Raw genomic sequence first — 25,031 nt, forward strand, 5'->3', positions numbered from 1 at the left:
GTCAAACGGTCTGCGCTGCGCGATGCACGCTCGCATTCGCTTCGACAGCTTGCAGCAGTTGCGCGGCGGCGGAAATCGCAATGATTTCCGGCGACTTGTCGACAATGCCGTCCACGCCGAGCGGACACTTCATCCGCGCAATCCGCGACGGATCGATGCCGCGCGCGGCGAGCCGGTGTTCGAACTGCTTGCGCTTGCTGTGCGAGCCGATCATGCCGAAGAATGCGAAGTCGCCGCGCCTCAGAATGCGCTCGGCCAGTTCGAGGTCGCGCGTATGGTTGTGCGTCATCACGATGAAGTACGTGTTGGGCGCGGCGGTGTCGACGGCTTCGTCGGGCGCGTCGTTCGCGTCGATCTTCACGTTGTGCGCGTGCAGCGATTCGACGGGTGGAAACTGCGCGTCGCGTTCATCGACCCAGCGTACCGTGCAAGGCAGCGTGGCCAGCACGCGAACCAGCGCGGCGCCCACATGGCCCGCGCCGAACAGCACGACCGGGAAGTCGCCTGGCGCAATGGTTTCGGTGAGCAGCGCGCCGCTGTCGTCGAAACCGGCGCCGTCCCACAGCAGGCAGTCGGCGGCATCGACGCCCGGCTCGGGGTCGGACAGCATCACCGCATCCGGTGCGGGGCCGAATGATACGCTACGCACCGTCGATTGACCGGCGGCCACGCGCTTCGCAAGCGACGTAATCCAGCCGAGATCGCCGATGTCGAGCCGTTCGAACGCGAGTATCACCGCGCCGCCGCAGCATTGGCCGAGGCTCGGGCCGAGCGCGAAACGTTCGAGCCGGCGCATATGCGGCGAGCGCATGCCGTCGCGCAGCACCTGGCGCGCGGTCTCGATTGCTTTCCATTCGAGGTGTCCGCCGCCAATGGTATGTTTCGCCGAATCGCGGGTGACGATCATCTTGGTGCCGGCCTCGCGAGGCGCCGAACCTTCGACGCGCGCGACCGTCACCAGCACGGCGGCGTCGCCGTGCGCGAGCAGTTGTTGCAGGTCAGGTAGCCAGGCTTGCATCCGGCGATTCTCCGTACAGTGCCGCTCGGGGTTTCCGTGCGGGTAGTTGAGCGTGGCGCGAGGCGTTTGTATCGCATCGGGCGTTGAGGTTCGTCACTTTTCTATTCGCTTGAGTTCTGCGTTTCGGTTCTGTCTTTCGGTTCTTTGCTTCGGCCCCTGCTTTGCGCACGTCTCAGGCAGTCGTGTTCGTGGCCGTCGCTTCCTTTGCCGTTCCTTGCGCCAATGACGAATCGCTCGCGCTTTGTGCGTGCAATGCATCCAGTGCATCGAGAATCGCTTCGGGCGTGGCGGGCGCGCGCAACATCGGCGCATGTCGAGCGGATGGCACCGCGGCTGCAATTGCGTCGCGAATCGCAAGAAACACCGAGAACGGTAGCAGCAGCGGCGGCTCGCCGACAGCCTTCGAGCGGAACACCGTCGGCTCGGCGTTCGGGTTCTCATAGAGCCGCACGTGGAACGCAGCGGGCGTGTCGTTCACAGCCGGGATCTTGTACGTGGACGGCGCGTGCGTCATCAGACGGCCATCGCGATTCCACCACAATTCTTCGGTGGTGAGCCAGCCCATGCCCTGAATGAAGCCGCCTTCGACCTGGCCGAGATCGATTGCCGGATTGATCGACTGGCCGGCATCGTGCAGCACGTCGGCGCGCAGCAGCTTCCATTCGCCGGTCAGCGTGTCGATCACCACTTCGGACACCGCCGCGCCGTACGCGAAGTAATAAAACGGATGACCGGTCAGCGTTTTCGCATCCCAATGCACTTTCGGCGTTGCGTAGAAACCGTCCGACCACAACTGCACGCGCGCGAGATACGCCGCGCCGATAAGTTGATCGAAGGGCATCGCGCCGCCGTTCACCGATACTTCGCCGTTGATGAACCGCACATCGTCTGCATTGCCGCCGAGTTGTTTCGCTGCCAGTTCCGCGAGCCTCGCGCGGATCGTTCGCGCGGCGGCTTCCGCAGCCTTGCCGTTCAGATCGCTGCCGGTCGAAGCGGCGGTCGCCGACGTGTTGGCGATTTTCGACGTGTCGGTTGCGCTCACACGCACGCGCGAAAGCGGCAAGCCGAACTCGTTCGCGACGACTTGCGCGACCTTCGTGTTGAGTCCCTGGCCCATCTCGGTGCCGCCGTGATTGATGAGCACCGAGCCGTCCTTGTACACATGCACCAGCGCTCCGGCCTGATTCAGAAACGGCACGTTGAACGAGATGCCGAACTTGACCGGCGAAAACGCGAGGCCGCGCTTGAGCACCGGGCTCTTGGCGTTGAACGCGGCGATCGCTGCGCGGCGCGCGCGATAGTCGCTCGAGTCGAGCAGATCGTCGGTCAACGGCGCGATGATGTTGTCTTCGACGCGCTGTCCATAAGGTGTCGTATCGCGTTCGCCTATGCCGTAGTAATTGGCGATACGTACATCGAGCGGATCGCGGTTCAACTGACGCGCGATGCTGTCGAGCATCACCTCCATCACGAGCGCACCTTGCGGTCCGCCGAAGCCGCGAAACGCGGTGTTCGACTGCGTGTTGGTCTTGCAGCAGAGCGCGACGATGTCGACGTCGGACAGGTAGTACGCGTTATCGAAATGGCACACGGCGCGCGTCGCGACCGCGCCCGACAGATCGGCGGAATAGCCGGCGCGCAACGCGATTTCCACGCGTGCGCCGAGAATGCGGCCGCTGTCGTCGAAGCCCGCTTCGTATTCGTAGATCGCGTCGTGCCGCTTGCCGGTGATCATGAAGTCGTCGTCGCGATCGGCGCGCAGTTTGACCGGACGACGCAGCAGCTTCGCCGCAAGCGACGCCACGCACGCAAAGAGCGCCGATTGCGATTCCTTGCCGCCGAAGCCGCCGCCCATCCGGCGGCATTCGCACACCACGTTATGCGCGGACCAGCCGAGCATATGCGCGACGACCTGTTGCATTTCACTCGGATGCTGCGTCGAGCTATAGACGAGCATGCCGTCCATCTCTTTCGGCACCGCGTACGCGACCTGGCCTTCGAGATAGAACTGCTCCTGACCGCCGACCTCGAACGTGCCGCGAATTTTGTTCGGTGCGGCGGCGATCTTCGCGTCGGGATCACCGCGCTTCAGATGCAGCGGCGGCAACACGAACTGTCTCGCGGCCTTCGCGTCCGCCGGCGTGAGGATCGCTTCGAGCGGTTCGTAGCGGATCACGTCGTCGCTTTTCGCGAGGGCCGCCGCGCGGCGCGCGAGTTCGTGGCTCTCGGCGATCACGGCGAACACGGGCTGGCCAAGGTACAGCACTTCATCGACGGCGAGAATCGGATCGTCGTGCAGCACCGGGCCGCAGTTGTTTTCTCCGGGGATGTCTTCTGCGGTCAGCACCGCGATCACGCCCGGCGCTTTTTTTACCGCGTCGAGATCCATCGACACGATGCGCGCGTGCGCATGGCGCGACAAGCCGAGCGCCGCGTGCAGCGTGCCGTGTAGTTCGGCGATGTCGTCGGTGTACGTGGCTTCGCCGCTCACATGCAGCGCGGCCGATTCATGCGGCAGCGCGACGCCGATTGCGGCTTCGGGTTGCTGCCGGGCGGCGTGCTTTTCAGCAGGGTTTTCCGCCTGCCGTGCAGCGCGTTGGACAAAAGCATCGGTGCGGTTCATCACGACGGCTCCTTCGCAATTGCGTCCGGCACGCCGGCTTCGAACGCGAACGCATTGACGTCGAAGAGCGCGAGCGGCGCGTCGTCGCGCGTTTCCAGATGAAAGCGCCACAGCAGGTTGCGCGCCACCTTCAGCCGATAGGCGCTCGATGCGCGCATGTCGGTGAGCGGCTGGTAGTCGGCGACGAGTGCGTTCATGGCCTGCCGCGCGGTGCTCTCGTTCCACGTCGCGCCGGTCATTACAGCCTCGGTTTGCGCGGCCCGCTTCGGCGTCGCCGCCATGCCGCCGAATGCGACGCGAGCGTCGACGATCTTGCCGCCATCGCCGATATGCAAAGCGAAGGCCGCACAGACCGCGGAAATGTCCTGATCGTAGCGCTTCGATACTTTGTATGTGCGAAAGCGCAGATTGCCCGCCGGCCGCGGCACGCGCAGCGCGGCAACGAATTCGCCCGCCCCGAGCGCGGTTTTCTGATAGCCGAGATAGAACGCGTCGAGTGGCAGCGTGCGCGTTTTTGCACCGTGGCGCAGCACGACTTCGGCGCCGAGCGCGAGTAGCGGGGGCATCGAATCGCCGATCGGCGAGCCGTTTGCAACATTGCCGCCGAGCGTGCCGGCATTGCGGATGGGCAGCGACGCAAAGCGCGTCCACAACTCGGCGAGTTCGGGATAGTCGGCGGCGAGGGCCGCATATGCGTCTTCGAGCGTGACGGCCGCGCCGACAGTCAGCGTCTGCGCATCGCGCTCGATCGTCTTCAGTTCGCGGACGTTGCCAATGTACAGAACCTCGCCGAGATCGCGGAACTGTTTGGTGACCCACAAGCCGACGTCGGTACTGCCGGCGACGATCCGGGCTTGCGGATATTCGGCGCGAAGGCGCGCGAATGCGTCGAGCGTAAGCGGCGCATAGAACGCGGGCGCACCGAACGCGGCGCCGCGCGTGTCGGGCGCGCGGTACTCGAAGGTGTCGTCGCGTCGCAGTGTGCGCAGGGCCGCTTCGACTGCCTTGCGGTCAAGCGTGACGCGCGGGTATTGCGCGTAGTCGAACATTTTCTGCGATGCGTCCACAATCGGCCGGTAGCCGGTGCAGCGGCACAGGTTGCCGGAGAGGGCGGTGTTGATTTCGTCGCGAGTTGGCAGGCCGGCGGCGGCCGGCTGGTTTTCGTACAGCGCCCACATCGACATGACGAAACCGGGCGTGCAGAAGCCGCATTGCGAGCCGTGACAGTCGACCATCGCCTGCTGCACGGAATGCAGCGTGCCGCCGGCGGTGCGCAGGTCTTCGACGGTGAAGAGCGCTTTGCCGTCGAGCGTGGGAAGAAACTGGATGCAGGCGTTGACCGCTTTCAGCGCGAGCGCGCCTTGCGCGTCGAGTTCGCCGATTACCACCATGCACGCGCCGCAGTCGCCTTCAGCGCAGCCTTCCTTGGTCCCGGTGCAATGCAGGTCTTCGCGCAGATGCTGGAGCACGGTGCGCGACGCAGGGGCGCCCGCGACCTCGTGGACGGACCCTTGGCGATAAAAGCGGATGGTTTGCGTTGTCATGGCGAATCCAGAAGACAGTGCGGACCGGGCGCGCGTTACGCATGGGGTCGCGCCGAAGCCGGCCTCGCGCACGTAGATCGCCATCCATATCCGAAGATAGCATTACGGCGCCTCAAAAATATTTCCGATGTCGCATGAAGCTTATTCGGAACATGCAATGAGATAAGTCTGATTTGAGTCGGATTCGTCTGGAGCGGGGAAGTTGCGTCGGGCGGGGCAGAGATGGACCGGGGAGTGTGGCCGATAGCGAAGTGCGGGCCGCGGCGGGTGTGGCGAAGCGGCGGGGTCGATGGCGAGGGGGCGAGGGGCGGGAGACGGGTCTACGCGATCGACGGGCGGGCCGAAAGTGCGGCAGGACAGGAAAGGCTGGAAAGGCTGGAAAGGCTGGATAAGCAGCACACCAGCGCCAGGCGAGCGCGAACCATGCGGGCGCAGTACCTGCGGTTTGAAGCGGGGCCAACCCAGAGCGCCGACCGGCGGCAGTACCAGCACAGCACCAGCACCAGCCAGCACAGCACGAACGCGGGCAAAAAAGCCGGCGTGGGGCAATAGCGCGGACCGCGGTGCTAATTCACGCAGGCAACATTATTGCGGCTACCCTCGACTTCCGTTGCCGCGCCGCGAAGCGCCCAACGCACTCGAGCATCGCCTGAACCGGCAAAACCGTTCACGCAATCCGTCTGCGATTGCGCACGAGGCTAATCGTCAGCGGCAAAAACGCCAGCACGAACCCGACCAGCGCCCACATCGGCAGTGTCAACCCCAGCATCGGCGGATAGGCCGTTTCGCATAGTCCTGCGACCTTGAACACGCCCGGCAGCCAGTGCGCAGGCGGTAGGCTGTCGACCACCGGCTGCAACGCGTCGAAGCCGCAGCTGAAGCCCGGATTGGCCTGCACGTACACGTGCCGCACCGCGGTCACGATGCCCGCCAGCGCCGACAACGCCGCCATCGCTTCGAGCAGACGCACGCCGCGCCAGCTGTTGAACCGCGCGCCGAGGAACGCGAAGATCGCGATCAGCAGGAAGAAATAGCGCTGGATGATGCACAACGGGCACGGATCTTCGTGCTTGAAGTACTGCAGATACAGCGCGCCGGCCACGAGGCCGACGCAGATCAGGCCAAGCAGGACCAGCAGGGAGCGCTCGCGGCGCAGCATCGCATTGTCGTTGTTCATGGATCGTTGTGGCGGTTCCGTTGCTGTTGTGTGGCTGCCAATAAGCGAAAAAGGCGGGTGCTCGCGATTCTAGCGCGAACCTCCGCCCCCACGACGCCGCGTCCGCATGCAAACCGTGACGCCGCTCAGCGAATCGCGTTGAGCACTGCTTCGGCGCCCCGCCCGATTGCGAGAAGCGCTTCGTCGGCGTGCGGCGCGCCGGCCAGCATCAGGCCGACCGGTGCATCTCCGCGCAGATGGCAGGGCAGCGACAGCGCGCAGGCGTCGAGGAAGTTGAATACGCCCGGGTTGCGCAGCATCAGCGCGTTGGTGCGGCCGAACAGATCGTCGTCGGAAACGAGTTCGGCGACGCGCGGCGGCACCATCGGCACGGTCGGCGCGACTACCGCGTCGAAGCGCTGCCACAGCGTGCGGGCGGCTTCGGCGAGCATCGCGTCGCGCTCGGCGAGCAGATCGAGATAATCGGCGGCGCTCGCGGGCTGCCCCTTGAGAATGCGCACCAGCACGCGCGGATCGTATAGCTCGCGGTGTTTTTCCAGCAACGGACGATGCCACGCATACGCCTCGATCGGCGAAAAGCCGAAGCGGTTGATGTCCGGCAGACGGTCGAGCGGAGCGAAGCGCACTTCGCTGACAATCGCGCCGGCCGCTTCGAGATGCTTGAGCGCGGTGTCGATCGCCGCCGCAACCGCGGGCTCGACGCCGTCGGTAACGTAGTGGGTCAACACGCCGAGGCGCACGCCTTCGAGCGGACGCGCGGCCGGCACGCGCGGCTCGAGGCCGGCGAGCATCCGGTCCACCAGCGCGCAGCACGCCACCGAGACGCCGATTGGGCCGAACGAATCGAGCGTCGACGAAAGCGGCACGCCGCCTTGCTTCGGAATACGCGCGGCGGTCGGCTTGAAGCCGGTCAGGCCGCACAGCGCGGACGGAATGCGAATCGAGCCGCCGGTGTCGGTGCCGAGCGCGACGGCGGCCATGCCGTCGGCGACGGAAGCCGCTGCACCCGACGACGAGCCGCCCGAGATGCGCTCGTCGCCCTTCACGCCGCGCCGATACGGCGACAGCGGGTTGCCGTAGTGCGGATTGAGCCCGAGCCCGGAAAACGCGAACTCGCTCATATTGGTTCGCCCCACGATCACCGCGCCCGCCCGCTTCAGACGTGCGACCGCGACGGCGTCCTCGTTCGCGGCGGGGGCGTCGGCGAGCACGGTCGAGCCTGCGCGGGTCGGCTGGCCTTCGATGTCGAACAGGTCCTTCACCGACACGGGGATGCCGGCGAGCGGCGACAGAACCGTGCCGGCGGCGCGCAAACGGTCGTGCGCGTCGGCGGCCTGGCGTGCGCCTTCGGCGTCGACGTGCATGAAGGCGACCGCGCCCTGGCCGGCCGGATCCGCGATCCGTTCGAGCGCGATTTCGACGAGCGCGCGGCTCGTCGTGCGTCCCGCAGCAAGATCGGAGGCGAGCTGTGCAAGTGGCGGGAAGGGCGTGTATTCAGTGGCCATGATGTCGTTCGATCCGGTTGTGCTGTGTGAAGACGCTTGCGAACCGCTCAGGTATCGCTTAGGCGTTGCTTAGGCATTGCTTGGGCATTGCCTAAGTCTTGCCTGGGTGTCGCTATTCGCAAACGGGTTAGTCAGATGCGTTTTTTCTCACATACGGTTGAAAAGCGTCGCGCGGAACGCCTCGATATGTTTCTGCACCGAACGGCGCGCGCCTTCGGCGTCGCGCTCGCGCAGCAGGCGGAACAGTTCCAGATGTTCTTCGTGTACGTCCTCCAGATGATGCGGCTCGGACAGCGAAATAAACCAGAAACGCAACGAGCGCTCATGCAATCCACGCAGGATGTCGGCGAGAACTGCGTTGCGCGAGGCGGCCGAAATGGCCAGATGGAACTCGCGGTCGATGTCCATCATGCCTTCGATGTCGTGCGCCGCGACGCACACGGCCGAGCGCTCCAGCAGCGCCTGCATTGCGTCGTAGTCGTGCTGCTGCGCGTGGCGCGCGGCGAGCTCTACGCAGTAGCTTTCGTTGACGAGGCGCACGTCGATGATCGCGAGGACGTCGTCGAGCGAAACCGGGCGGACCATGATGCCCTTACGCGGCATGATGGTCAGCATCCCTTCGTGCACGAGCCGGTGCAGCGCCTGATGCACGGGCGTCCGGCCGATGCCGGTCAGTGCCATCAACTCCGCTTCGTTGAGCACCTCGCTCGGCCGCAAGCGCATCGTGATGATCTCGCGCTTGACGAACGCATAAGCCTGTTCGGCGAGGCTCGCGTTGGCTGTCGCTCGGGTGGGCCTCGGAGGGCGGGCGGTCTGCAAAAGCGTCATGTGAAGAAGAGGCGGACGATGTCGTCCGCGCATTGTAGAGCAAGGTCAAGCGAGGTTTTTGCGGGCGGGAGAGGCGGTGGCTTTGGCGCGGTGTGCGGCGCGTGGGTCATGCGGTTGTAGGCGCGTAAGTCATTGAGGTCACTGAGGCTGTCTAGCTCACTGCAGCCACTGAACCCACCCAACGCACGGAACCCACCGGAGCCGCTCAGGTCAGCCAGATCAAGCGAGCCAATCGAGCCTCCAACCCACTCAAACTACCCACCCGTCACGCGCTGCCCGCGACCGCTGCCGCTGCGTGCTGCACCTTCACGCGCGGCATCAGCAGCGTGACGAGGCCGCCCACGATCAGCGCGCCCGCGATCAGCACGAGCCCAAACGTCACGCTATGTGTTGCGTCCTTCACGATGCCGAGCACATACGGGCTGACGTAACCGGCGAGGTTGGCGATCGAATTGATCACCGCAATGCCCGCAACCGCAGCGGTGCCTTGCAGGAAACTCGTCGACATCGACCAGAAGATGCCGAAGCCGGCCAGAATGCCGACATACGCAATCGACAAACCGGTGACCGCAAGCGGAATCGAGTTCGTAACCGACGCACTGCCCAGCAGCCCGGCCGCGCCGATAAAGCAGCACACGGCGTAGTGCCACCGGCGCTCGCCGGTCACATCCGACGAGCGGCCGATCAGGATCATGCCGATGCCCGCTGCCAGATACGGAATCGCAGTGACGAAGCCATTGCTCACGAGATTCGTCACGCCGAGATCCTTGACGATCTGCGGCAGCCAGAACGAGAAGCCCGCATTGCCGGTGACGAGGCAGAAGTAGATCAGCGTGAGCAGCCAGAAACGGCCCGAACGCAACGCGACCGCAAGACTATGTTCGGCGCCTTCTTCGGCAGCCGCAGCGTTTTCGCGCGAGAGGCGGGCGAGGATTGCGCGCTTTTCGTCGTCGGTGAGCCACGCGGCTTCCGCGGGCGTGTTGCGCAACACGGCGAGCGCCCAGAAGCCGGCGAGAATCGACGGAATGCCTTCGATCAGGAACATCCACTGCCAGCCACGTAAGCCGTGCGCTTCATGCAGCGCCGACATCAGGAAACCGGACAACGGCGCGCCGATAATGCCCGCCACTGGAATCGCCGCCATGAACACGGCGACCATGCGCGCGCGCCGGTCGGACGGAAACCAGAAAGTCAGATACAACACGACGCCCGGCACGAGTCCCGCTTCGGCGACGCCGAGAAAAAAGCGCAGCACATAGAACATGGTCTCGCTGCGCACGAACATCATCAGACACGACAGCAGGCCCCACAGCATCGTGATGCGCGCAATCGTGGCGCGCGCGCCGAACTTCTTCAGTAGGAGGTTGCTCGGCACTTCGAACACGAAGTAGCCGAAGAAGAAAATCCCCGCGCCCAGTCCGTACGCCGCGTTCGAGAGACCGAGGTCGCCGGTGAACTGCAGCTTCGCATAACCGATGTTGACGCGATCCAGGTACGACAGCACATAGACGAGAAACAGGAACGGCATGATGCGCCACGTGATCTTGCGGATAGCGGCGGCTTCGAGCCAGACGTCGGAGGACGCGTCGGCGGCGGATGGCGAAGGGATGCTCATGAATGCCTCATTCGACGATAGTTCATTCAACAACAGGTAAGGCGCGCACGCGATAGGCGTGGCGCACCGTGCGGTTCAGAACCGGGTCGTGCAATTCGAGTTCGAGCGCGTCGCCGTCGCCCATGCCGACAATGCCGCCTTGTACCGCGAGCGTGCCGCAAAACATGGCCGCACCTTGTGCGAGCGGCGCGCGCGCCAGCAGTTCGGCGGCGGGCAACAGCGAGGCAACGCTTCCTTGCTGATACATGCGCCGCTCGCCGTTCGTCACCGCATAGGCGCGCAGTTCCAGTTGATCCCAATGGCCGACGACATCGTCGAAACGCCAGGCGTCACGCGCGACCGGTTTCGGACACACCTGCTTCGAGACGGTCACACCATAGGCCTCGACCTCGCGGTCGGTATGGTCGGAGCCCACGGTGACGAACAGCCCCGCATCCGATTGCACCAGCACGCATTCCGCTTCGCCGCTCGACTTCGTGCCGACCACGTCGATCTGTTCGGCTTGCGTCAGCAGTTCCGAGCCGAGGCGGTAGAAACACGGCGTGGTCGACGGGCGCTTCACGCCGAGTTCCGCGAGCTCGGCAATGTGGTGCTCGATCGCGGCCTGATCGCGGCCGGCCCAGCCGGCGATGGTCAGGTGATCCACTTCTATGGAAACGGCGCGCGCCGTGCCGGAACGTTCTACAACTTGAAAAGACACGTGCTGCATTAATCGACTCCGAGGAAATATGCAGCAAATATTATTGTGATATTTCACAGGTGTCCAGCGTATCAAAAACATTTCGCCCGGCTCGCCGAGTCCCGCCGGGCCGCAGCGCGGGCGACCGTTTGTTACACTGCGCATCCCGGGATATTACTTTTTGTAAGGAACAGCGCATGCACGAGGGCATCGGCTTCATTCAGGATCTGGCGGTCGTGATGGCGCTCGCCGGCGTCGTCACCGTGCTGTTCCATCGCCTGAAGCAGCCGGTGGTGCTCGGCTACATCGCTGCGGGCGTGATCATCGGGCCGTACACGCCGCCATTCCAGTTGATCCGCGACGAGCAGACCATCAAGACGCTGGGCGAACTCGGCGTCGTGTTCCTGATGTTTTCGCTCGGACTCGAATTCAGTTTGCGCAAGCTTTTCAAGGTGGGCGCGACGGCGATCGTCGCGGCGCTCTCGGAGATCGTGCTGATGTTGTGGCTCGGCTATGAGATCGGCAGCGCGTTCGGCTGGAGCCCGATGGATTCGCTGTTCCTCGGCGCGATACTCGCCATTTCGTCGACGACGATCATCGTCAAGGCGTTGTCAGAGCTTGGCTTGAAGCGCGAGAGTTTCGCGCAACTCGTGTTCGGCATCCTGATCGTCGAAGACATTCTCGCCATTGCGATGCTCGTGCTGCTGTCCGGCATTGCGCAGACGGGGCAACTGAGCGCGGGCGTCGCGGTCGTCACGCTCGGCAAGCTCTTGCTGTTCATGACGGTGTCGCTGGTGGTCGGCATTCTCGTCGTGCCGCGTGCGTTGAACTACGTGGCGCGTGCGCGTAGCGACGAGATGCTGCTAGTCGCCGTGCTCGGCTTCTGTTTCGGCTTCTGTCTGCTGGTGGTCAAGCTCGACTACAGCATCGCGCTCGGCGCGTTCCTGATCGGGGCGATCATGGCGGAGTCGCGCCATCTGCATCGAATCGAGCATCTGATCGCGCCGCTGCGCGACGCGTTTTCAGCGATCTTTTTCGTGACCATCGGCCTGATGTTGAACCCTGCGGTGCTGGTCGATTACGCGTGGCCGATTGCGGTGATCACAGTTGCGGTAATCGTCGGCAAGATCGTCTCGTGCGGGCTCGGCAGCTTTCTCGCTGGACGGGATGGCCGCACGGCGATGCGCGTCGGTATGACCGTTTCGCAGATCGGCGAGTTCTCGTTCATCATCGCGTCACTCGGTCTCACGCTGAAGGTGACGAGCGCGTTTCTCTATCCGATCGCGGTCGCGGTGTCGGCGCTGACGACGCTCTTTACGCCCTATCTGATCCGCGCCGCCGATCCGCTCACGCGACGTCTCGCCGATGCGATGCCGCGCACGCTCGTCAATGTGTTCGGCATGTATAGCCAGTGGTTGAGCAGCCTCAGCACAGGAAGCGGCGAGCCGACGCTTTTCAGCATGACCCGGCGAATCGTCGTGCAGATCGCGGTGAATCTTGCGCTGGTCGTCGCGATCTTTCTGATCGTGTCCTACGGCGCGCCTTACATCAGTACTGTGTTGACACGCTGGGTGAGCGCCGAGCCGATGCAGCGCGCGATGCTCTGGGGCGCCGCGTTGCTGGTGTCGATGCCGTTTCTGGTGGCGGTCTATCGCAAGACCAAATCACTCGCGCTGCTGCTCGCCGAGGTCAGCGTGCAGCCGGCGACGGCCGGGCGCTTCACGAGCGCGCTGCGTTATGCGATCTCCGATCTCGTGCCGGTGGCGTGCATGGTCGGCGTGTTTCTGCTGGTCGCGGCGCTTTCGGGCGGTATCCTGCCGCCGACCGGTTTGCTCGCCGCGGTGCTCGTCTGCGCGGCGCTGCTGCTTGCACTCGTGTGGCGCTGGTGCGTGAAAATTCACGCGGCAATGCAGATCGCGCTGCGTGAAACTTTCGACGAACAGCCGGATCCCTAAATCAGACGGGACTGCGTGGGGCAGCCCGACAATGTGAGCAATTGTGTGCGCGTTTGCCGGGTCCGGCACGCTGGCGGATAATCAGGGCATATTCATTCGTTCGCGTGGAAGGCGCCTGTCCGACAGTCATGAGCGAAAACAAACCTGAAAACGCCGGTCAACCCGGCAGTCCTACGCCGCCTTCGGCATCGCCGGCAACGTCCGGCAAAGCCCCGGCCGAACCGGCGGCATCGTTACCCATCTCCCATGAAGATGCCGTCCAGTCGCCGGTCAAGGATTCGTTGACGTCGAAGGCGGCGCCCTCGTCTGGCTCGCCAGCGGTGCCTGGCGCGTATCTTCCTTCCGAGGCGTCAGTGCCGGTTACGGCGTCGATTTCAGCGCCGGCCGGTGCGTCCGAGGCGGCAGCGAGGTCGTCGACCGACGAGCCTGAAAGCGCGTCCACCGTCACGCCCGTCGTCAAGCGCACGACCCAGCAACGCGACGCGGCAGAGGCGCGTAGTTCCGCCGCGGCCTCCACCGCTAAGCAGGAGGCGGCGGTCCACGAACGCGACGCGCGCACGGCCCGTGGGCGCGAGGTGCCGTCAGCGTCGTCCATGTCGTCCTCACAGACGCGCAGCGCGGCGCCACTGACGAGCGAACCGATTCAGGGCGAACTGATCACCTCGACCGACGACGCCCTCGCCGCCGAGGAAGCCGCTGCATCCACAGCGCGTCCGGCAAGTTCGCCGCCGCCGGGCTTTGGCGCCGCGCCGGACTTCAGCGCGACCAACCCGCCGCCGCCGAATGCGTTGCCTCCGTCGCCGCCGCGCTATCTGAAGCAGACGGACTCCGCGTGGTCGGTGTTCGGGCGCATCATCGCGGCGCGCGCGCGTCAACTGTTCGATCGTGCCGGTCAGCGGATCACGCAGCGCACGCTGCGCATCGGCGTATCCGCGCGAATCTTTCACCCGGAGCCGGGCGCGAAGGGGCTGCGCGGCAAGACACTGCAATATCTCGAGGAATCGATTGCGCACTGGGTGATGTCGCGCGACGTGCTGGTGTTCATGATTCCGACGGTCGGTCATCAGGGCATGCTGCATCCGAGCAATATCCGTTTGCGCGACTACGCGAAGCACCTCGACGGCCTGCTGCTGCAAGGCGGCGCGGACGTCTCGCCGCAGTCGTATGCGGAAGCGGCGACACGTCCCGAATGGCCGGGCGACCGCGTGCGCGACATGTACGAGCTCGAACTGCTGCATGAGTTCATCGAATCGGGCAAGCCGGTGCTCGGCGTGTGCCGCGGCTGCCAGCTCATCAACGTGGCGTTCGGCGGGACCTTATACCAGGACATCGCGACCGATGTACCCACCGCCGGTGCGCACGTTAACGAAGATTACGATCAGCATCGCCACGCAATCCATTTCCCGGATGGCTCGACGCTCGCCAACATGTTCCCCGCCCGGCGCGATGCGATCGTCAACTCGATTCACCATCAGGCGGTCAAGACGCTCGGTCGCGATCTGAACATCGAGGCCGTGTCGGCGTCGGATGGGATCATCGAAGCCGTGCGCTACCGGCGCGCGCCGTTCGTGATGGGCGTGCAATGGCATCCGGAGTTCCATCGCGCGGGCGGTCCCGAGTTGCTCGATTGCACGCCGCTGCTCGACACCTTCCTGCGAGTGGCGCGCGAAACGCGCTTCTAGGGCGGTTGCGACAACTCGGGTCGCGCGTTGACGGCGCGGCTTGGGTCGGGAGAAATGAATAGTGCGAGGCGCCACCGTGTAGGTGGCGCCTCTTTTTTTGCTCGTGGCCCGTGACGCGTGACCCATGCGCCGTGGCCCGTTGTTCGTTGTCTCTTGCGTATTCTCCTGCTGCCGGATGCCGCGTGATTCGCCGCGTGCCGGCCTTATCCAGGTATGTTTTTATTTCGCGATAGGCGGGTGTGTCGTGTAATTCGTACAACGTAGTTTTATCTCGATTTAAAGTCTGTTTTTGCGACGCTTCAATGCTTCGCTTAAGCGCTAATCCGCGCGATAATCCAAGGCTGTTTTTCTGGATTCGCATGGAGCATGCACGTATGAAGTACCCCTTATTTCTACGGCGCGCCATGCTGCTCGCGACTTCGTGTGCGCTATTGCAGCATGGCGGGTTCGTGCTGGCTGCGCAAGGCGACGAGGCCGCGCCAATAGTCGGCACGCGGCCGGCCATGAACACGCTGACGCCGCAGCCTGTTGCCGCTGCGTTGCGCGATACGGCGTCGGCTTCGTCGCCGGTGGCTGGCGAAGCGCAAGGCAATGTCGCTGAGTTGATGCAAATGATTCAGGACACGAAGCTGAGCGAACTGCGCACTACCTACAACGGCAGTTATGGTGCGAGCCTGTTCTTCTATCCGCGCGAAATGACGTACTACGTCGCGTTGTTTCAGGACAAGCATTTCTGGCGGGTGATCAAGTCCGCAGACGTGAGCCGGGCAGAAGCGATCTATGCAGGCTTCGCGCAGCAAACTGCGCAACTGGCCGACGTGGAGATTCACCGAACGCAGTTACAGGCGCAGAAAGCGTATATCGAGGACATTATCGCGTTGTCGGAGGATCGTGCGAAGCGCCTGCAAGCCGACCTGGAAGTCGCCCGCACGCAGCAGGCGAAGGTCAACGACTACCAGCGGCAAACCCAGAACGAAGCCGCCGCGCTGCGCGAGGAGAAGGAAAGGGCGCAGGCGCAGTTGCGACAGGTGCAGGGTCAGGTCATGCAGTTGCAACGGCAGACCGAAATGGGCTTGCCCGGCCAGAAGTAAAAGCGTTTGAAGTGCGAACAAAGCCCGGCCTCGGTAGCCCGGGCTTTTTTATACCGTCGCTCGCGCGGCTATCTGGCGAATTGATCCGGGACTTCGGTCACGCGGCGATGCGTGACCCGATCGATCCACTGCTGTCCGCTGCCTGCGGACAAATGCGCGGATGATGCTGGCGGCGTCTGCTGGATCGTGCTGCCGTGGTGGGTGTGCGCGATCGTGTCGACGGACGCGTAGTCGTCGGTGCCGAGCAGCGCTGGGGCAAGCGGCGAGTATGGACCGGCAGCCGACGGTTTGATGAGCGTCTGCGTTATGGGCGGCGGCGCTGCGATAGTGGCCGCGTAGTTGGACGCGTAGTTGGCCCTGTAATCGGCTGAGTATTGCCGGTGGTTCGCGGCGGCGGTTCTGGCGAGATGCCGCTCGCGGGTCCGGTGCCGGTGCTTGTTTACGGCAAGCGGGCTGCGTGTGTGGGCGATGCTTGTCGGCACGTGCGGTTCGATGGATGCCGTTGGACGTGCGCGCGACGCAAGGTCGCTCACAACGACGTTGCGGGCCAAACCAGACACCGGCGCGGCTTGTGCAAGCTGCGGCAAGGACGCTGCGCCCGCGTTTTTCCGACTTGCCGCTTCGACGACCTTTTGCGAAGCGTCAACGGTATCGCTCAATCGATTCTGGGCGGTCGGCGCTGCGCGCCCGGCAATGGCTGTGTCGGCGGATTTCGCCTCATGGCGATTGCGCGGATCATGGACGCCGACATGACCGTACATCGCCCATGCAAGCAGTGCGGTGCCGCTCAGCGCGCAGACGCCGCCCGCCAGCACCCACCGCGGCGCGAAAGACGAGCGAGGCGTGGACCGGGCGACATGCCCTTCGACTGGCGCAAAGACGTCGGGAAAAGCCGAGTCATTTGCAAAAGCTGAAACTCCGGCTAAGCCCGGATCGTGGGCCGGAACACGATCCAACCAAGCGATGCTGTCCGAAATGTTCGACGTTTTTGCCTCGCGGCCGCCGACGATCCCAGGCATTCCCATGCCGATCGCCGCGCCCACATTCGTTGCCGCCGCCGTTGCGTCGGCACGCCGATTCTCCGGAACCACCCATCGGCAGAACGAGCGAATAGGCTGGTCGCTGAAGCTGAACGTTTCGAGTACCGCACCGTAAAGCACGTGCAGCCTGGCGTCGAGGCGGTGATCTTGCGCGAGCAATGTCCAACTGCGGCCGAAGGGTGCCGGCACATCATCGAACGGACGCGAGCGCGGCAACGCCATTGCGCCGTCGACTATGGTTAAAGGTGTGGTGGACATCGGTCTCTTCCAGCGCCTCGCGAAGGGACGCTGGCTGGCGTCCCGTTGATCGGTGGGACGAAGGCCTCGGAGCAATACGCAAAAAGCGCCTCGCGCGCGTGCGGGCGCAAGAGCGTGTATTGACGCCTATGGATGCATCAGCGCCTCAGCGGGAAAGCCATCGTCGGGAAGCGAGCATGATGCGCCCGAACGGAACGATGTAACGCTCAGACGCTTCCCAACCTGGGTGCAGATAGGTCTTCGATCGCCTGCATCAGGACGCAGATAAAACGCTCGACGTATCCAATCGATAAACATAGCGCAGCGCCGTGATATCCACGCCGCCCATGCGATCCGGCTCCGCGCCGACGAACTGCCAGCCTTGCCGCTCGTAGAAACCGATGGCCGGCACGTTGCCTTTCAACACATACAGATACAACTGCGCCTCGCCCTGCGCGCGCGCCCAGTCTTCGGCGGCGCGCATCAGCAGCTTGCCGGCGCCGATGCCCTGATACCCCGGCAGTGCATGAAGGTTATCCAGCAATACGCCCCACGCGGATTCCGGCTGACGCTCAGCGCATACAAAGCCAATCGGCTCGCCGCCCAGTTCGGCGATTACCACCATGCGCCGCTCGCCACCCGGTGCGCTCATGCGCGCCCGCCAATAGGCGGCCCGTTCGTGCGTGACTTCGCTGTCCAGAAAAGCGTCGGGCAACAGACCGCGATAAGTGGCGCGCCAACTCGTGCTGTGAATGGATGCGATAAGCGCGGCATCGGCGACGGTTGCGGGGCGCAGCGAAAGGGCGGAGGCGGTTTGCATCGAGAGAGTGATCAACTGGAATTGCCGAGCCGCAATTCTAGCGGTCGCGCGCCGCGCCAGTGCCTGTAATGAAAATGTATGGAATACGCAACAGCGCCATCGACGGTAACATTGTGTGGCGCGGCTTCCAGCGGACCCGAACGTTTACCCTGATACCGCTCGGATGCATTCGGTCGCAAAATACAGCGCCTCCGGCGCGGCTCTTCCCGCGGCCAATCATTTGCCTGTGGCATCCGCGTTCTCAACGAGGGCGGATCGTTTCAACTGCCAGATCGCCGTCCGCTTGCGCGGCGTGGGCTCATCAGAGAATCTAATGTCAACAGCGTCACACGCTATCTCCTCGTCGCAAGAATCCAAGGTCAAGACAGTGTTCCGCGTGGTCAGCGGCAACTTTCTTGAGATGTACGACTTCATGGTCTATGGCTACTACGCGTCCGCGATCGCCAAGACCTATTTTCCGAGCGGCAGCGAATTTGCGTCGCTGATGCTTTCGCTGTCCGTGTTCGGCGCGGGCTTTCTGATGCGGCCGCTCGGCGCGATCATCCTCGGTGCTTACATCGACCACTACGGCCGGCGCAAGGGGCTTATCCTCACGCTGGGACTGATGGCGCTCGGCACGCTCACGGTGGCGTCCATTCCCGGATACGCGACGATCGGGCTGCTTGCGCCGGTGCTCGTGCTCCTGGGCCGCCTGCTGCAAGGCTTTTCCGCGGGCGTGGAGTTGGGCGGCGTGTCGGTATATCTGTCGGAGATCGCCACGAAGGGACACAAGGGCTTCTATTGCGCGTGGCAGTCCGGCAGCCAGCAGGTCGCCGTGGTGTTCGCCGCGCTGCTCGGCGTGATGCTCAACAAGATGCTGCCCGCCGACCAGATGAGCGCATGGGGTTGGCGCGTGCCGTTCCTGATCGGCTGCCTGATCGTGCCTTTCCTGTTCCTGATTCGCCGCTCATTGAAGGAAACCGAGGAATTCACCGCGCGCAAGCACCGTCCCGGAATGGGCGAGATCATGAAGAGCATGGCCGCGAACTGGGTCACCGTGCTGGGCGGCATGGGCATGGTCATCATGACCACCGTGTCGTTCTACATGATCACGGCTTACACGCCGACCTTCGGCAAGGAAGTGCTGAGGCTGTCGTCGATCGATACACTTGTCGTGACGGTCTGTATCGGTCTGTCGAACCTGGTCTGGCTGCCGCTCGCAGGTGCGCTGTCGGACCGCATCGGCCGTCGTCCGGTATTGCTGGCTTTCACGGCGCTCACCATCGTCACCGCTTACCCGGCGCTGCAATGGCTCGTCGCCGAGCCCTCGTTCGCGCGCCTGCTAGCGGTCGAGTTGTGGCTGTCGTTCCTGTACGGCAGCTATAACGGCGCAATGGTCGTGGCGCTGACCGAAGTGATGCCGGTCGAAGTGCGCACCGCGGGCTTCTCGCTTGCGTACAGCCTTGCGACGACGATCGGCGGTTTCACGCCGGCCATCTCGACGCTGCTGATTCATTCCACGGGCAACAAGGCGGCGCCAGGTCTCTTCCTGGGTGTAGCCGCGATCTGCGGGCTGATTGCGACGCTCGTCCTGTACCGCACGCCTGAATCGCGCGATCAATACAAAGCCGCGTGATTCGCAACGCATGCTGACGCCGCTCGCGCGGCCAGTGCAATAAAAAACCCCGCGTTCACAAAACCGCGGGGTTTTTTATTGCCGTAATACCGACGTGAGCGAACCGCTACCCTCGGCGCAATTCGCTTGCCACCGTCTCGACGATCTCGCGCCACGCACCGGGCCGCGGCTGACGTACCAATGTGGCGCTGGCGTACCACGCGCTGCGCGTGTCGCCGGGACACCAGCGCCAATCCGGCGCGAATGGCAGCATCAGCCACAGCGGCTTGCGCAGCGCGCCGGCGAGGTGGGCAATCGACGTATCGATCGACACGACCGCGTCGAGGCGCTCGATGATCGCTGCCGTATCCGCGAAGTCGCCGATCCGCTTGTCGAACCGGTGAATCGACCCGGCTCGCGGATGCGCGTCCAGCGCGGCGTGTTCGTCCGCATTGAGATCGGGCTGCAACACGATCCAGTCGATGCCTTCAATGGCGAAGAGCGGATCGAGCTCCGCGAGCGGCATCGAGCGCGTTTCGTTCCGATGGATGCGCCCCGACCATGCGAGCCCGATCTTGCGCCTCGCCTGGCCACCCAGCGAGCCGCGCCATTTGCGGCGGTACGCGGGCGGCACGCTCAGGTAGGGCGTGCGCTCGGGGATACTGTCGAGCGTCGTGCCGAGCGCGAGCGGCAAGCTCAGCAGCGGACAGTGCAGGTCGGCAGCGGGACGCGGTGCGCCTCTCGCAACGAGCGTGACGCGCCAGGCCTGCGCGACCGGTTCGAGCAGAGGCAGCAGTTGCGGCTGCACTTCGAGCACCACGCGCGCCGCGCGCTGCGCGGCCAGCGGAACGAAGCGCACGAATTGCAAGGTATCGCCGAAACCCTGTTCCGCGTGGATCAGAAGCGTGCGGTGTGCGGCCGGCTCGCCATGCCAGCGCGGCAAGGTTTCGATGGCGGGCTCGGCGATGGTTTGCAGCCGCCATTCGTATTCCGGCAGTCCGCGCGCGAAATCGCACAGCGCTAGCCACGCAAGCGCGCGGTTCATATGGGCGGACGCGAGATCGGGCTGCACGCGCAACGCCTGATCGAATGCGCGCACGGCGGTGGCGTGCGCGCCGAGCGCCTGATGCGCGGTGCCGAGGCTCAGCCACGCGAGCGCGAATTGCGGATCGAGCCCGACGGAGCGTTCGAGGTACGGTATCGCCTCGGTATGACGCCCGATCGCGGCGAGCGCGTTGCCCATCCCGAAGATGGCCGGCGGCAGGTTCGGCTGCAGTGCGAGCGCCGCTTCGAACGACGCGACCGCTTCCGCGTGACGGCCGGTGGCGTCGAACGTATTGGCGAGGTTGAAGTGCGCAGCGACGAAGCGCGGCTCGGTGGCCAATGCGGCCTGGAAGCACGGGATCGCTTCGGCGGCGCGGCCGAGCGCATTCAGCGACATGCCCATGTTGTTGAGCGCGCCGGCGTGGCCTGGGCGCAGCTCCAACGTGCGCCGGAACGAGGCGATGGCTTCCTCGTGACGCCCGAGCGCGTGCAACGCATTGCCGAGATTGTTGTGCGACGAGGCGTCATCAGGTTGCAGATGCAACGAGCGGCGGAATGCGTCCGCGGCGTCTTCGTGACGGCCTGCCGACGCATAGGCGTTGCCGAGGTTGTAGTGCGCCATCGGAAACGACGGCGCGAGCGAGAGCGCGTTGCGGAACTGGTCGATGGCCTCGTCGATCTGGCCGAGCGCCTTCAGCGCGTTGCCGAGGTTCAGTTGCAGCGCGGCGTCTTGCGGGCGCAGGTTGACCGCGCGCCGCACCAGTTCGGCGGCTTCGGCGTGCTGGCCCTGCTGATGGCGCAGCACGCCCAGGAGGTGCAGCGCGTCGACGTGCGCGGGATTGCCGTCGAGCGTCGCGCGGTAGCCGCGTTCGGCGTCGTCGAGCCGGCCGTCACGATGCGCCGCGAAAGCGCGGTCAAATACAGGTTGCATGACGGGGATGGTAGTCGGGTGAGGCAAAGGCCGCATTTTCCCACACTCGCCGGGCAGCACGCCGGTTTGACCCGCCGCGCGGGTTTCGCCTAACATGTGAATACCTGTTCATATATATCGCCGCCATGATTCCCGCTACCGCTTCGTCGCCATTGCCGGCGAGTTCCGGACCGCGCTCGACGGACACGGTCGCGCCGCTTGCCGACCTGTTCCGCCTGCTAGGCGATCCGACGCGCTTGCGCATCGTGCTCGCTTGTGTCGACGGACGCCGTGCGGTGGGCGCGATTGCCGGGGAGCTGAATTTGTCGCCGTCGCTCGTGAGCCATCATTTGCGGCTGCTGCGCGCGGCGCGAATCGTGCGGGCGCAGCGGCAGGGCAAGCAGGTGTTCTATCTCGCTGCCGATAGCCACATCAGCGCGATGCTGGCCGGCATGCTCGAACACGTGGCCGAGCCCGCCCGTGACGACGCATTGGATCTGCCATGAAGAAAATCGAAGAAAGGGAAGACGAACACGCGCCGGTGTGGCTCGATGCGTCGGATAGCAACGATCTCGCGGATGAGCGGAATCGCTTTGCGGGCGCGGGCGTTCATAAGGAAGAGGGGGCGCGGCCCGCGCAGGAGAGCGAAGTGGAAATCCGCCACGGCCAGCACCAGGGCCACGGCCATGAGCACAGCTATGAGCAGGGCCATGAGCACGGTCATGACCACAGTCACGACCACGACCACGGCGACAGCCACACCCACGCGGGCCATCACCACCATCATCACCACGCGCCCGTTGCAGGCCACGGCTTCGCGTTTGCGCTGGCTGTCGCGCTGAACGTTGCGATTGTCGTGATTCAGGCGCTGTACGGCGTGCTCGCGCACTCGACCGCGCTGCTAGCCGACGCCGGCCACAACCTCTCCGACGTGCTCGGTCTGCTGCTCGCGTGGGGCGCCGCCTGGCTCACGACGCGCCGTCCTTCCGCACGCTACACGTTCGGCTACGGCAGCTCGTCGATCCTTGCTTCGCTGGCGAATGCGGCGCTGCTGCTGTTCGCGTGCGGCGTGATCGTCGCGGAGGCAATCGGCCGCCTGATGGATCCGGCGCCGGTCGCGGGGCTTGCGGTGTTCGTCGTCGCGACCGTGGGCGTGGTTGTCAACGGGATTTCCGCGTGGCTCTTCATGCGCGGCCAGAAGGAAGACCTCAATATTCGCGGCGCCTTTCTGCATATGGCAGCCGATGCCGGCGTGTCCGCCGCCGTGGCGATAAGCGGCCTCGTGATTCTCTACACCAACTGGACATGGCTCGACCCGCTGATGAGCTTGCTCGTGGTCGCGGTCGTCGTCTACGGCACCTGGGGTTTGTTGCGCGATTCGGTGCGCCTCGCGCTGAATGCGGTGCCGTCAGGCGTCGATCTGCAACGCATCCGCGACTATCTGGCCGGTCAGCCCGGCGTCGAGGGCGTGCACGATCTGCACGTGTGGGCGCTGTCGACGACCGGCAACGCGCTCAGCGTGCATCTCGTGATGCCGGCAGGGCATCCTGGCGACGAGCGGCTCGACGGCATCGTGCTCGCATTGCGCGAACGCTTTTCGATGCAGCACGCGACGCTGCAAGTCGACCTCGGCACGACCGATCATCGTTGCGCGATGGATCATCCGTCAGAAGCGCACTGAGGCGAATGCAGGCACACCAAGGCGCACCAACGTTCCCGCGGGACGCCGCAGTGCCGCTGCCCCGCAAGCCCCGACTCTGTGTGCGATACACCTCGCAATTGATGCACCGCGCCGTTCAGCGCCGGCGGCTCGGGGCGTACACTAGAGCGCACTGTGCTCTGCGGAGTTTCGCATGGACGCTGCTGCAAATGATGCGTCGCCGGTTCTGATCGTCGGAGCGGGCCCGACCGGGCTTGCCGCCGCAATGAGTCTCGCGCGCGCTCACATTCCTGTGCGGATCATCGACCGCGCGATGCAGCCGAACCCCTATTCGCGGGCGATCGGCATTCAGGCGCGCACGCTCGAACTGCTGGAGCAGCATCGGCTGGTCGAGCCGTTTCTCGAACTGGGCCACCGCGCACGCGTCGCCAATCTTTTTTCGAACGGCATGCGCCTCGCGCAACTCGACTTCGATCCGCTGCACACTCGTTATCCGTATCTGCTGTTTCTCGATCAGTCGGTGACCGAGCGTTTGCTGACCGAGCATCTGGCGACGCTCGGCGTGACGATCGAGCGCGGCGTCGAACTCACGATGTTTACGCAAGGCTCGGCCGGCATTCAGGCGACGTTGCGACGCGCCGACGGCCACACGCAAACGCTGCGGCCGTCGTACATGATCGCCGCGGACGGCGCGCACAGCATGATTCGCCACGGCCTCGGCCTCAGCTTCGCGGGCAAGACACTCGAGCAAACTTTCCTGCTAGCTGACCTGCACGCCGAAACGGATTGGCCCGAGGACGAGTTTCATATCTTCGCTTCCGGCGAAGGTCTGGTCGCGCTGTTTCCAATGGGCCACCGCCGGCATCGGCTCATCGCGGATCATGCAGTCGAGCCGGCAGCTGAAGCGGCGCCGCTGTCGCCGGTGGTGCTCGGGGAACCGCCGCTCGGTCGCGTCCCGGCGCCGTCGCTCGAGGAATGCAAGGCGCTGCTCGCCAAGCGCGTGCATGAACGCGTCGATGTGTCGGAGCTCGCGTGGTCCTCGTATTTCCACCTGAACAGCCGGATGGTCGAGCGGCTGCGCGTGGGGCGCGTGTTCCTTGCCGGCGACGCCGCACATGTGCACAGCCCAGCCGGCGCCCAAGGGATGAACACAGGCATCCAGGAGGCGTTCAATCTGGGCTGGAAGCTCGCGCGGGTGTTGAACGGCGCGGCGCCGGATCGCCTGCTCGACACCTACCATCTTGAGCGGCATCCGATCGAGCGCGACGTGCTGCGGCAGACCGGCTTCATCACGCAGATGGCCGAGGCGGATCACGGACCGCTCAAACTGCTGCGCGAGCGCCTGATGCCAGTTCTTGCCGCGCTCGGTCCACTGCGCGACGCCGCACGGCTCACCATCAGCGAGTTGTCGGTCCAGTACCGGCGCAGTCCGCTCACGCTCGAACGCGTGCTGGACGGCGGCCCGCGTGCGGGCGAACGCGCGCCGGATGCGGTGGTGCACGTGGTCGACGGTCCGCTCGGACGCGCGCCCGGCATCGGCTGCATCTTCGATCTGCACGACCCCGCGTTCTTCTCGCTGTTTCTGCTGGTGCCGCCATTGCCCGTCGATGGAGAACCGCTCGATCCCGATGCAAAGCACGAGCCGCCACCGGACGCCGAATTCGAGAGTCTCGTTGCCGACATGGAGAGATTGTTGCCAGGCGCGGTGCGTATCTGGCGCGTGACGGATACGAGCGGCGACGGCGGTCCGTCGCTGGCCGAATCGTACGGACGAACGCGGCCATCGTTCTATCTGCTGCGGCCCGATGGCTACATCAGCGCCCGCGGGCGCACCGGCTCGGACCTGAACGCACTCTTGCGGCACTGCGAAGCGTGGTTCACCGTTGGCGGACAGATACCGGAGCAGACGGCCGTGTGACGCGAGAGGCGAGGCGGGAGATGAGGCGCCGTGTCATCGACCGTAAGCGCGCCCTATCGCACGACACTAAGACGCCGCATTAAGACGCCGC

General features: G+C 64.6%; 18 protein-coding genes. 7 read left to right on the plus strand and 11 right to left on the minus strand.

Translation table 11 applies throughout. From position 1 onward, the window contains the following. Position 1 precedes the first annotated feature (1 nt). The 8 genes from xdhC to F759_RS0135930 all read right to left on the minus strand — a co-directional run bounded on the left by xdhC (position 2) and on the right by F759_RS0135930 (position 11,019). Positions 2–1,018, minus strand: coding sequence for a xanthine dehydrogenase accessory protein XdhC (xdhC, locus tag F759_RS0135890; RefSeq protein ID WP_020069013.1), 1,017 nt, complete (start codon positions 1,016–1,018; stop codon positions 2–4). Positions 1,019–1,190: 172 nt separating this feature from the next. Further along, positions 1,191–3,641 (minus strand): xanthine dehydrogenase molybdopterin binding subunit, encoded by a 2,451-nt coding sequence (gene xdhB, locus F759_RS0135895; protein ID WP_027803970.1) that lies wholly within the window; start codon positions 3,639–3,641, stop codon positions 1,191–1,193. Beyond that, positions 3,641–5,185, minus strand: a complete 1,545-nt coding sequence (gene xdhA, locus F759_RS0135900; RefSeq protein ID WP_027803971.1) for a xanthine dehydrogenase small subunit — start codon at positions 5,183–5,185, stop codon at positions 3,641–3,643. Before xdhA ends, xdhB begins: the two co-directional genes overlap by 1 nt. A gap of 667 nt (positions 5,186–5,852) precedes the next feature. Continuing rightward, positions 5,853–6,362 carry a disulfide bond formation protein B gene (locus F759_RS0135910; RefSeq protein ID WP_027803973.1) on the minus strand — a complete coding sequence of 170 codons (510 nt, stop codon included), beginning with the start codon at positions 6,360–6,362 and terminating at the stop codon, positions 5,853–5,855. A gap of 125 nt (positions 6,363–6,487) precedes the next feature. After that, the gene (locus F759_RS0135915; RefSeq protein ID WP_027803974.1) at positions 6,488–7,867 is read right to left on the minus strand and encodes an amidase; all 1,380 of its coding nucleotides are present in this window, start codon (positions 7,865–7,867) and stop codon (positions 6,488–6,490) included. Positions 7,868–8,014: 147 nt separating this feature from the next. Continuing rightward, positions 8,015–8,695, minus strand: coding sequence for a GntR family transcriptional regulator (locus tag F759_RS0135920; RefSeq protein WP_027803975.1), 681 nt, complete (start codon positions 8,693–8,695; stop codon positions 8,015–8,017). A gap of 265 nt (positions 8,696–8,960) precedes the next feature. Next, positions 8,961–10,310, minus strand: coding sequence for an MFS transporter (locus F759_RS0135925; RefSeq protein ID WP_027803976.1), 1,350 nt, complete (start codon positions 10,308–10,310; stop codon positions 8,961–8,963). A gap of 22 nt (positions 10,311–10,332) precedes the next feature. After that, a complete protein-coding gene (locus tag F759_RS0135930) occupies positions 10,333–11,019 on the minus strand; it encodes a DUF2848 domain-containing protein (RefSeq protein ID WP_027803977.1) in 687 nt (228 codons plus the stop codon). A gap of 167 nt (positions 11,020–11,186) precedes the next feature. On the opposite strand from F759_RS0135930, the gene F759_RS0135935 reads away from it, so the two are divergent. From F759_RS0135935 to F759_RS0135945, 3 genes are all read left to right on the plus strand, one after another. Next, positions 11,187–12,944 carry a cation:proton antiporter gene (locus F759_RS0135935; RefSeq protein ID WP_027803978.1) on the plus strand — a complete coding sequence of 586 codons (1,758 nt, stop codon included), beginning with the start codon at positions 11,187–11,189 and terminating at the stop codon, positions 12,942–12,944. A 128-nt stretch (positions 12,945–13,072) separates the two neighbouring features. After that, the gene (locus F759_RS0135940; RefSeq protein ID WP_027803979.1) at positions 13,073–14,626 is read left to right on the plus strand and encodes a gamma-glutamyl-gamma-aminobutyrate hydrolase family protein; all 1,554 of its coding nucleotides are present in this window, start codon (positions 13,073–13,075) and stop codon (positions 14,624–14,626) included. Positions 14,627–15,000: 374 nt separating this feature from the next. Continuing rightward, positions 15,001–15,717, plus strand: a complete 717-nt coding sequence (locus F759_RS0135945) for a DUF2968 domain-containing protein (RefSeq protein WP_027803980.1) — start codon at positions 15,001–15,003, stop codon at positions 15,715–15,717. A gap of 68 nt (positions 15,718–15,785) precedes the next feature. On the opposite strand, the gene F759_RS0135950 is transcribed toward F759_RS0135945, so the two are convergent. After that, entirely contained in the window at positions 15,786–17,015 is a 1,230-nt protein-coding gene (locus tag F759_RS0135950) for a hypothetical protein (RefSeq protein ID WP_027803981.1), read from the minus strand. A 253-nt stretch (positions 17,016–17,268) separates the two neighbouring features. Next, positions 17,269–17,814 (minus strand): GNAT family N-acetyltransferase, encoded by a 546-nt coding sequence (locus tag F759_RS0135955; RefSeq protein WP_027803982.1) that lies wholly within the window; start codon positions 17,812–17,814, stop codon positions 17,269–17,271. A 313-nt stretch (positions 17,815–18,127) separates the two neighbouring features. Here F759_RS0135955 and tcuC point away from each other — a divergent pair, with 313 nt between their 5' ends. After that, the gene (tcuC, locus tag F759_RS0135960) at positions 18,128–19,429 is read left to right on the plus strand and encodes an MFS transporter (protein ID WP_027803983.1); all 1,302 of its coding nucleotides are present in this window, start codon (positions 18,128–18,130) and stop codon (positions 19,427–19,429) included. 106 nt (positions 19,430–19,535) lie between these two features. Here tcuC and F759_RS0135965 read toward each other — a convergent pair whose 3' ends face one another. Then, the gene (locus F759_RS0135965; protein ID WP_027803984.1) at positions 19,536–21,383 is read right to left on the minus strand and encodes a tetratricopeptide repeat protein; all 1,848 of its coding nucleotides are present in this window, start codon (positions 21,381–21,383) and stop codon (positions 19,536–19,538) included. A gap of 125 nt (positions 21,384–21,508) precedes the next feature. Here F759_RS0135965 and F759_RS0135970 point away from each other — a divergent pair, with 125 nt between their 5' ends. The 3 genes from F759_RS0135970 (at position 21,509) to F759_RS0135980 (ending at position 24,940) form a co-directional block, all read left to right on the plus strand. Then, the gene (locus F759_RS0135970) at positions 21,509–21,868 is read left to right on the plus strand and encodes an ArsR/SmtB family transcription factor (RefSeq protein ID WP_051377605.1); all 360 of its coding nucleotides are present in this window, start codon (positions 21,509–21,511) and stop codon (positions 21,866–21,868) included. Then, the gene (locus tag F759_RS0135975; RefSeq protein WP_027803986.1) at positions 21,865–23,043 is read left to right on the plus strand and encodes a cation diffusion facilitator family transporter; all 1,179 of its coding nucleotides are present in this window, start codon (positions 21,865–21,867) and stop codon (positions 23,041–23,043) included. Before F759_RS0135970 ends, F759_RS0135975 begins: the two co-directional genes overlap by 4 nt. A 172-nt stretch (positions 23,044–23,215) precedes the next feature. Next, positions 23,216–24,940 carry an FAD-dependent monooxygenase gene (locus F759_RS0135980; RefSeq protein WP_027803987.1) on the plus strand — a complete coding sequence of 575 codons (1,725 nt, stop codon included), beginning with the start codon at positions 23,216–23,218 and terminating at the stop codon, positions 24,938–24,940. Positions 24,941–25,031: the final 91 nt, after the last annotated feature.

Origin of the sequence: Paraburkholderia dilworthii, assembly GCF_000472525.1 — a bacterium.
Classification (GTDB): domain Bacteria; phylum Pseudomonadota; class Gammaproteobacteria; order Burkholderiales; family Burkholderiaceae; genus Paraburkholderia; species Paraburkholderia dilworthii.